The sequence below is a fragment of the Tetragenococcus muriaticus DSM 15685 genome (genome assembly GCF_000423785.1).
Classification (GTDB): Bacteria; Bacillota; Bacilli; order Lactobacillales; family Enterococcaceae; genus Tetragenococcus; species Tetragenococcus muriaticus.
This window is the reverse complement of record NZ_AUIQ01000018.1, coordinates 23425-32253: the sequence shown is the minus strand read 5'-3', so window position 1 is coordinate 32253 and position 8829 is coordinate 23425. Positions and strand designations below refer to the sequence as shown.

The following is an 8829-nucleotide window of genomic DNA, read 5'->3' as shown; positions in this document are numbered from 1 at the left end:
TAGATTAGAAAAATCTGTTTTTAATACACTGCTCATGGTACCAATGAAAGTATCTCCGGCTGCAGTTGTATCGACAGCTTTTTCTTTAAAGGCTGGGACTAATTCGTTATAGCCATTATAGTCGTAGAAAGTACCTTGCGCGCCAAAAGTAATGATGACAACTTCAATACCCAGCTCGTGAAATTTTTCTGCGGCTTCTTTAGCTGAAGTTTCATCTTTGACATGAATCCCAGTGATTGTCTCTGCTTCTGTTTCGTTGGGAACAATAATATCAGTTACTTGTAACAATTCTTGAGGAAGATCACTTTCCCCTGGCGCTGGATTTAGAATGGTTTTAACATTTGCTTTTCGCGCAATTTCAAAAGCTTTGATTGTTGCTTCGATAGGCGTTTCCAGTTGAGCAATAACAAAATCACTCGTTTCGATTAACGTACTACCTTTTGCAACTTCTTCTGGTCCAAAAGCATAGTTTGCCCCAGCAAAAAATGTAATAGCATTTTCACCATTATCATCAATTGTGATAAAAGATTGCCCAGTTGCTTCATTTTCAATTATTTCAACTTTAGAAACGTCGATATTTTCTTCTTTTAACAAATCAAGCATCTCTTCTCCGGCAGCATCATTTCCTACTGCTCCGATAAAACGCGTGTCGCTTTCCGCTCTTGCCGCTGCTACCGCTTGGTTTGCTCCTTTACCGCCAGCTGCTGTATAGTGTTCTTTTCCATGAATAGTTTCTCCAGGTTTCACCATTCGCTGAACACGCAAATTCGTATCCAAATTAATACTTCCTACAATCGTGACTTTATTCATTTTAAAGCCCTCACTTTCAATTATTATTTTTAAGAAACGCTTACATGAAAAGGAAATTTTTAATAAACTTCCCTTAATCAATCCGCAAAATAGTGTAGACCTTTTTATTTAAAAAGTCAACCAATGTTAATGTACTATTTTGGTTTTTGTGGGGTAGAAGGTATGCGAGGCCTATTCTAGCTGCAAATAATCCATAAAACATAGTACAATATGCTACAAGGGAGCGTGGTCAAGAAGAATATCAGACCGATTTCTGATTTACGAAATTATAGCCAAGTCTTACAAGAAGTGACGAATGAACAACCTGTTTTTTTGACAGAGAATGGCAAGGGGAAATATGCAGTCATAGATATTACAGATTATGATAAATTAAAAGCAAGTTTGGAAATTGTTGAAAGATTGAAAGAAGCAGAAACTAATGGGGGTATTGATATTGAAGCAGCTAAAGAAGGTTTTCGATTATGAAATAGTGTGTTTCGTTGAGTACAGACTTGAATGAATAATCCAGTTACTTCGCATTATTGTAGATTATTCTTAGCTTACGATTTTATAATAACTGGGAATTTTGAGAAAAAAGGCGTCAATTGCTCCATAGACATGGAAATTGACGTCTTTTTGCCGAGAGCTTATTTTCATAGAAATGAATCATCTCTTGCAAAATTACTATATAAAAAATTGTATGTAATGCAAATAAATTGGTAAAATATTTTATCACATTTTCTTACTCATCCTTATTTTGCAACTACACCCAGCGTACATCTAGCGGCACAAATAAGTTGGTCTTTTTCGTCGGTTATATTTATTTGCCAGACCATAGTCTTGCGTCCAATATGGAGCGGCGTTGCTTTGGCCGTGACGGTTCCGTCGGTTTTGCTTTTGATATGATTCGCGTTGATTTCTATGCCAAAAATAGTTTCCTTGTTAGAGTCGATATTTGCGGAGGCACCGATACTTGCTGCTGTTTCTGCCAGAGCAGCGCTGGCGCCGCCATGCAAATATTGAGCTGGCTGACGGGTACGATGATCTACTGGCATGGTCATGACGACACTTTCTTTTTCTGCGGAAACAACTTCCATACCAAGCGCGTCCATTAATGTATTTTCCAATTGGCTAAACCTCCTGCATGTTAAATTTAATAAAATCGATCACTTTTAGTTTATGGAAAGAAAAGCGTAGTGTCAATTTTCACTTTACTCCCTGTAAAATTTAATCCGTAAGAAAGTTCACCTTCAAACGCTTTCTCTTGAGAAAACAAAGAAAAAGTACTAAATTATACCCAAGATGACTTTTAAAATAATGAAAGTTTTCTTTCTAAATATTTGAAATATCGATAGAAAATGAGGAGGAATCATGAATGAAAGTCGCTTGGGAAAAAGTAACAGACTATGAGGAAATTACTTATGAAAAATATAATGGGGTGGCTAAGGTTACGATGAACCGCCCAGAAAAACGTAACGCATTCACGCCATTGACAGTAAATGAAATGATCGATGCTTTTGCAGATGCTAGAGATGACTCATCTGTTGGTGTGATTATTTTGACTGGAGCTGGAGAAAAAGCCTTTAGTTCTGGTGGTGATCAGACTGTTCGAGGAAACGGTGGTTACGTCGGTAAAGACCAAGTACCACGTCTAAATGTCCTAGACTTACAACGATTGATTCGTAATATTCCTAAGCCAGTGATTGCGATGGTCGCAGGTTATGCGATTGGAGGCGGTCATGTATTACATGTCGTTTGTGATTTAACAATTGCCGCTGATAATGCTATTTTTGGACAAACGGGCCCGAAAGTCGGTAGTTTTGACTCTGGCTATGGTGCTGGCTTGTTGGCAGAAATGATCGGACAAAAACGTGCACGCGAAATGTGGTATTTATGTCGTCAATATGATGCAAAAGAAGCTTATGATATGGGGTTAGTAAATAAAGTAGTGCCATTGGATCAATTAGAAGCAGAAACCTTGCAATGGTGCCGTGAAATTTTGGAAAAATCACCAACCGCGCTACGCTTTTTGAAAGCATCATTTAACGCTGCTACAGATGGATTGGCTGGTCTACAACAAATGGGCGGCAATGAAACCCTCTTATATTATACGACCGATGAAGCCAAAGAAGGTCGTGACGCTTTTAAGGAAAAAAGAAAGCCGGACTTTGATCAGTTCCCACGTTTTCCTTAATAAAGGTTATTGATATAGCAACTTTTGTTTCATGTCAAAAGTTGCTATATTTTGTTATTTATAAATGTATCGAGGAAGTGAGTTTTGAATAATGAGTGAAGTAATTTCCCATTGGTTAACTAAACAGGCAGATTTGAAACCTGACCAAATAGCACTGGAATATAATGAAAAAGAAAAGTTGACTTTCCAAGAGCTCTATCAAGCCAGTCAATCGATGGCTAGGCGATTAGCTAGCTTAGGCGTTGCTAAAGGTAGTCATGTGGCTCTATTATCTCAAAATGATGTCCATATGGTGATTACCATTCATGCCTTAAGTTATCTTGGGGCTGTAGTTGTTTTACTAAATACGCGCTTAAGCTCAAATGAATTACAATTTCAGATTGATGATGCTAAGGTGAATTTATTAGTGACTTCGGACCAATTGAATTATGAAAAGGAAGAACTCGAGGTCGCTCAGAAAAAGACAATTTCTCAACTGCAGCAATTGCCTGAAAAAGAAGTTGCTTTACAAAATGAATTGACATTAAACGATCCTTTCACCATCATTTATACCTCGGGCACTACGGGTTTTCCTAAAGGCGTGGTCCACACTTATGGAAATCATTGGTGGAGTGCGATCGGCTCAGCGCTTAACTTGGGGATATCTCCCCAAGACAAGTGGTTAGCTGTATTGCCGTTATTCCATGTTAGCGGCTTGTCTATTTTATTTAAAAGCGTGATTTATGGCATGCCTGTTTATTTGATGGAATCCTTTGAACCAGAAAAAGTTCACGATGCGTTGATGAATAATAATATTACTATGATCTCAGTCGTGACGGTTATGCTGCAACGTTTGTTAGAAAAGTTGGATAATGAAAGCTATCCTGAACAATTGCGATGTGTGTTACTAGGAGGCGGGCCGGCGCCTAAACCGATGCTTGAACAAGCCCAAAAAAAGAGTGTACCCGTCTTTCAATCTTACGGTTTAACGGAAACTTCTTCGCAAATCGTGACGCTGAGTCCACAGGATGCGCTACGTAAAATAGGTTCAGCGGGTAAGCCTTTAGTTCCAGCACAATTACAAATTAATACGCCATCTTCTCAAGGTGTTGGCGAAATTTATGTTAAAGGGCCGATGGTAACAAAAGGTTATTTCAACAATACCGACGCTGACCAAAAAGCTTTTCAAGGGGGCTGGTTGAAGACAGGTGATCTAGGTTACCTTGATGAGGAAGGATTTTTGTATGTCGTCGACCGTCGGCATGATTTGATCATTTCAGGTGGTGAAAATATTTATCCTTCTGAAGTCGAAAGTGTAATCACTGAGCTTACTAACGTTCAAGAAGTTGGCGTAACAGACAAGCCAGATGATAAATGGGGCGAGGTGCCGGTAGCTTTTGTTGTAAAAGAAGCTCAAAATGCGCTGGATGAAGAAGCAGTGCAGACCTATGTGAGAGAACGACTAGCTTCTTATAAAGTTCCTAAAGAGGTTCATTTTGTTGAAGAGCTGCCCAGAAATGCTTCCAACAAACTTATGCGTTATAAGCTTAAAGAGTGGTTATAGTTTTAATGAAAGCTTGAGAAATGATGGACTTTCCATTGTTTCTTGAGTTTTTTGGCACCGCTTACAAAATAGCATTAAACTTGAGATAGTTAATACGAGCAATTATTGATTTGGTAAAGGGGTATCTATGAATGGAGGAAAATTATGAGAAAGATTTATACCACTATTGGTCTTATTTTACTCGTTTGCCTTATTATTGCCAATTATTATGATTTACAAATTGACCAAGCTTTGTTACGCGAAGATAATGGATTTTCATACTTTTTTGAGTATTTTGCAGCAGGTGTTATTGGTACTGTGATTATGATCGGTTCTGCTTTAGTTTTCTGGACACTTTCTTTTTCAGAAACAAAGCCAATTGTCCTCATTATTTCTGGCGCCGTTTATGTATTGTGGAGTTTAGTAGGCGTTTATTGGATTCATGATTATTTTTATGGATGGGGATTGGTGTACAGTGCTTTTGCCATTATTTTGATTGCTTATTTAGTTCGGCAAATTCCAACTTCTTTAGCGCAACGTTATCGTTTGGCCGGGATTGGTATTGTATTAACTACATTTTTTGCCATGATGGTTGTAGAAGGTGTTAAATCTATTTTTGGACGTGTGCGCTTTCATTCGATGCAAGATGAGTTTGTTCTGTTCACGTACTGGTATAAGATCAACGGTGAAAGATACTTATCTTTTGTCACCGAAAAAAAATAAAATCAAACCATTTCCTTAAGGTCATTCAATGTGGGATGGAACAATGTTAAGTCTAAGTTTCTTAGCAATGGTTCCTCTGAAGTGGCAGTTAAAGGAAAGAGCTGTATTTTTAGCCCTTGCTTTTTATGCCGCTATTTTGATGTTTAGTCGTATGATGCAAGGGGCTCACTTTTTGTCAGATGTTACTGTAGGGTTCGGCGTGTCATTTATTTTCTTTTTAGTTTTCCGTTATATGGTTGTAAAACGAAAATTGAACCGACTTTCGCTGGAAAATAAATAAAAGATACGTTTCCTTTCATTGCCAAATCAAGTGTAGTTAGAATGGCTCGTATTAAGAGAACTGTAACAAGAGGAAAGAAGTTATTCGCTTATGAAGCTTCTTTCCTCTTGTTTTTTATTTACTGAGAACCTTAACGTACAAAACTAATCCTTATATATCCCGTGCAAATACAGATAAATCATCTCCGAAATGTTATCTTTTGGATTTGTATTATCTAAATACGAAGCCATTAAGATAAATAGCTGACTTACAGCAAATTCAATATCAACGGACGCTTGCAGTTTCTCGCGATTTTCTTTTAGTAAACGAATAAACGGTCCCTTATAAGAGCTTGAAAAGAGTTGATAAAGTTTTGTCGTCATTTCTTTAGGCAAAGAGTGTTGAACATCATGCATCATTACGAAAAAATTAAAAGGGTGCTTTTCTCTCAAAAATTCTACCATTGATATCAATTTTGACTCTAACTGTTGTGTCGAGTCTTCAACAAATTTTATTAAATTTTGCTCAATATCTTTGGATAAACGCAACATCACGGCATAGTAAATATCTTCTTTTTTCTTGAAGTGATAGTAAATCGTAGGTTGGGTTACCCCTAAAATTTCTGTGATTTGTCTCGTAGATGTCGCTTGATAACCTTGTGTCATAAATAGCTGCTCTGCTATATCTAAAATCTTTTCATACATAAAGTCACTAAGTTCTTATTTTTCTATACTACTTTCGAGTGAATGAATTAATTCTGATTTTCTCTGCAAACTAACGGCTTGTCTTTTTTCGAAAACATTATACTGCTTTCGCCTAATTTCTGGCAATAATTCACTATAAATCATTATAGCACTTAACAAAGCTTTACGGGCGTCTTTTTCAATATAAGGTATCATATCTAGGGATTCACGATAAAGCTTTTCGGCATATTTGGCTATCGATTCCCATAATTCAATGAAATTTTTAGTGACTTTTTGTTTTTGCAAGTCTTCTACTGTTAGGTTATAGCGCTGCATTTCTTTTTGGGGTAAATAAATTCTTGCGATGTTTAGGTCTTCACCAATGTCTCGTAAAATATTTGTTAGCTGCATCGCTTCGCCGAGTCTTTTTGCAGGCGTAATGATTTGTGCAGGAGTATTTGATAAAACGGGTAGTAGCATTAACCCGACGCTTCCTGCGACATAGTAGGCGTATTCTAATAATTCTTGCCAAGACTGGGGTTGCTGAAAATTAAGATCCATTCGCTGTCCAACCAACATGTCATAGAAAGGATGGATATCCATGGGAAATTCTTCAAATACCACTTCTAACGCTAACCAAGTAGGCTCATTCGGAACAAAACCTGCCTCGAAAGCCTCTAATTGTTCAAATAATTCTTCTAACTGCTCGGCATCTTTTTTATCGTCTACGATATCATCTGCCATCCGGCAAAAGGCATAAATCGCATAAATGCTTTTTGCCTTCTTTTTAGGTAATTGTGAAAACGCGGCGTAAAACGATTTTGAATGATGTTGAATGATATTTTCACAATAGTTAAATTCTTTCTTTCGTTTTTCAAAATGATCATTATACTGTGCTGTCATCTTTTGTCAGCTCCTCTACTGCAAGTTTAGCGCTTTGCATAACAATGGGGACTCCTGCTCCTGGATGGGCGCTACTCCCACAAAAGTATAGGCGCTCGGCATAATCAAATTTATTGTGGGGGCGATAGTAATTACTTTGAGCCAGAGTGGGTTTTAAACCAAAAGTTGCGCCATAATAGGCGTTAAATTTTTGTTCAAATTCTTTTGGCGTATAACAAACTTCCATAATAATATGTTCTTCAATATCGGTAAAAATGGATCGTTCTTTTATTAAACGGATGATTTGATCGCGAAAAGATTGTGTGCTTACATTTGTCCAGTCATCGTATTTTGATAGTTCAGGTACGGGTACTAAAACATACAAGCCTTCTTTTTCTTCTGGCGCCAAAGTTTCGTCCATTAGTGAGGGACGATAAAGATAAAAAGAAGGATCTGAAGGTAGTACGCCGTTTTCAAATAGGTCATCCGTATTTTTCTTAAAATCATCCGCAAAGTAAATACTATGCAAAGTACTTTCTGGGTACTTCTTATCTAATCCCAAATAAAGTAGAAAGCACGAGCAAGAATAATCCATATTGGCAATTTTTTTATTGCTATATTTTCCACGTTTGCTTTCATCTGGAATAAGGTTTTCCATCGCGTAAGGAAAGTCAGCTCCGCAAACCACAGCATCTGCGGCTATGAATTCTCCGTTTGCTTGAATGCCTGTGGTGCTTTTATTTTCGATCACAATTTCTTCTACAGGTGTCGCGTAGTGACGCTTCCCACCTAATTCATCGAACAATTGGTCTAAGGCGGTTGCTAATGTATACATGCCACCTTTAATAAAATGAACCCCGTAAAATAATTCAATCATGGGAATCATCGTGTACAATGAAGGGCCCTGGTAAGGGGAAACACCAATATATAAGGTCTGAAAAGCTAATGACTTTCTTAATCGATCATCTTTGACAAACTTTGAAATAGAAGAATAAGCGTCGCTAAAAGTTTTCAAGCGCAATCCTGCATATAAAGATTTAGGGTTATAAAAATCCCAGAAATTACGAAAGGATTGGGTAATAAAATGTTTTTTAGCGATGAGGTAGCGTTTATAGATATCTGCTAAAAAATGAAAATATCCTTACGCGTCCTCTTCAGAAATTGTTTCCAAGGTCTTTGTTAATTGGGTTAAATCACTAGAGAATAATAGTGGAGACTCTCCGCGAAAAACTAATTCTAATAGAGGGTCTACTTTTTTCATTGGAATGTAATCATCAGGGTTTCTTTCACAGAATTCAAAAATTTCTTGGTAAATTTCTGGCATCATTACAATGGTGGGCCCTACATCAAAAGTAAAACCATCTTGTTTAATTTGATTCATCTTGCCACCGGGATTTGCTTCTTTTTCATACAAATGCACGTCATATCCTAATTTCTGCAAGCGCACAGCTGCAGATAACCCTGCTACGCCCGCTCCTACAACAACTATTTTTTTCATTGCTACTCCTTTTTGTCTCTCTTTTTTGATAATTAGGTTACTTATCAGGTGATAAGTAAAAAGTAACACAGTTACATAAATTGAATCAATGATTATGTTTTTAGAAGGACGGAAAAAAGCCTGAAAACTAGAATAGCTTCGAAAAATTAACTCTGGAAATAAAAAGTTGAGTTAAATAATGAATCTAAGAGAAGGTTTCCATTTTGTGCATCGTATAGTACACTTAATATAAAGGTTTATAAAAATATAAAGCTTTATTTTTTACGGAAAATGAAACCG

At 37.1% G+C, this 8829-nt stretch carries 9 protein-coding genes and 1 pseudogene; 5 read left to right on the top strand and 5 right to left on the bottom strand.

Annotated features, from left to right (window positions below):
• Positions 1-810, bottom strand: an 810-nt coding sequence (rbsK, locus tag G577_RS0104610) for a ribokinase (RefSeq protein ID WP_028790183.1), incomplete at its 3' end; no start/stop codon positions are given.
• Between the two features lie 225 nt (positions 811-1035).
• On the opposite strand from rbsK, the gene G577_RS0104605 reads away from it, so the two are divergent.
• The gene (locus tag G577_RS0104605; protein WP_232510070.1) at positions 1036-1275 is read left to right on the top strand and encodes a type II toxin-antitoxin system prevent-host-death family antitoxin; all 240 of its coding nucleotides are present in this window, start codon (positions 1036-1038) and stop codon (positions 1273-1275) included.
• 266 nt (positions 1276-1541) lie between these two features.
• Here the strand turns inward: G577_RS0104605 and G577_RS0104600 are convergent, their stop codons facing one another.
• Positions 1542-1916 (bottom strand): hotdog fold thioesterase, encoded by a 375-nt coding sequence (locus G577_RS0104600; RefSeq protein ID WP_028790181.1) that lies wholly within the window; start codon positions 1914-1916, stop codon positions 1542-1544.
• A 248-nt stretch (positions 1917-2164) separates the two neighbouring features.
• Here G577_RS0104600 and menB point away from each other — a divergent pair, with 248 nt between their 5' ends.
• The 4 genes from menB (at position 2165) to G577_RS0104580 (ending at position 5508) form a co-directional block, all read left to right on the top strand.
• The gene (gene menB, locus G577_RS0104595) at positions 2165-2983 is read left to right on the top strand and encodes a 1,4-dihydroxy-2-naphthoyl-CoA synthase (RefSeq protein WP_028790180.1); all 819 of its coding nucleotides are present in this window, start codon (positions 2165-2167) and stop codon (positions 2981-2983) included.
• A gap of 91 nt (positions 2984-3074) precedes the next feature.
• Positions 3075-4526 (top strand): o-succinylbenzoate--CoA ligase, encoded by a 1452-nt coding sequence (locus tag G577_RS0104590; protein ID WP_028790179.1) that lies wholly within the window; start codon positions 3075-3077, stop codon positions 4524-4526.
• A gap of 144 nt (positions 4527-4670) precedes the next feature.
• Positions 4671-5228 carry a hypothetical protein gene (locus G577_RS0104585; protein ID WP_028790178.1) on the top strand — a complete coding sequence of 186 codons (558 nt, stop codon included), beginning with the start codon at positions 4671-4673 and terminating at the stop codon, positions 5226-5228.
• A gap of 28 nt (positions 5229-5256) precedes the next feature.
• Positions 5257-5508, top strand: a complete 252-nt coding sequence (locus G577_RS0104580) for a phosphatase PAP2 family protein (RefSeq protein WP_081675727.1) — start codon at positions 5257-5259, stop codon at positions 5506-5508.
• 143 nt (positions 5509-5651) lie between these two features.
• On the opposite strand, the gene G577_RS0104575 is transcribed toward G577_RS0104580, so the two are convergent.
• The 3 genes and pseudogenes from G577_RS0104575 to G577_RS11030 all read right to left on the bottom strand — a co-directional run bounded on the left by G577_RS0104575 (position 5652) and on the right by G577_RS11030 (position 8550).
• Positions 5652-6191: a TetR/AcrR family transcriptional regulator gene (locus G577_RS0104575; protein ID WP_028790176.1), complete on the bottom strand. Its 540-nt coding sequence runs from the start codon at positions 6189-6191 to the stop codon at positions 5652-5654.
• Between the two features lie 15 nt (positions 6192-6206).
• Entirely contained in the window at positions 6207-7073 is an 867-nt protein-coding gene (locus tag G577_RS0104570; protein ID WP_028790175.1) for a phytoene/squalene synthase family protein, read from the bottom strand.
• Positions 7057-8550, bottom strand: a pseudogene (locus G577_RS11030) (phytoene desaturase family protein). The gene G577_RS0104570 and the pseudogene G577_RS11030 overlap by 17 nt, the downstream one beginning before the upstream one ends.
• Positions 8551-8829: the final 279 nt, after the last annotated feature.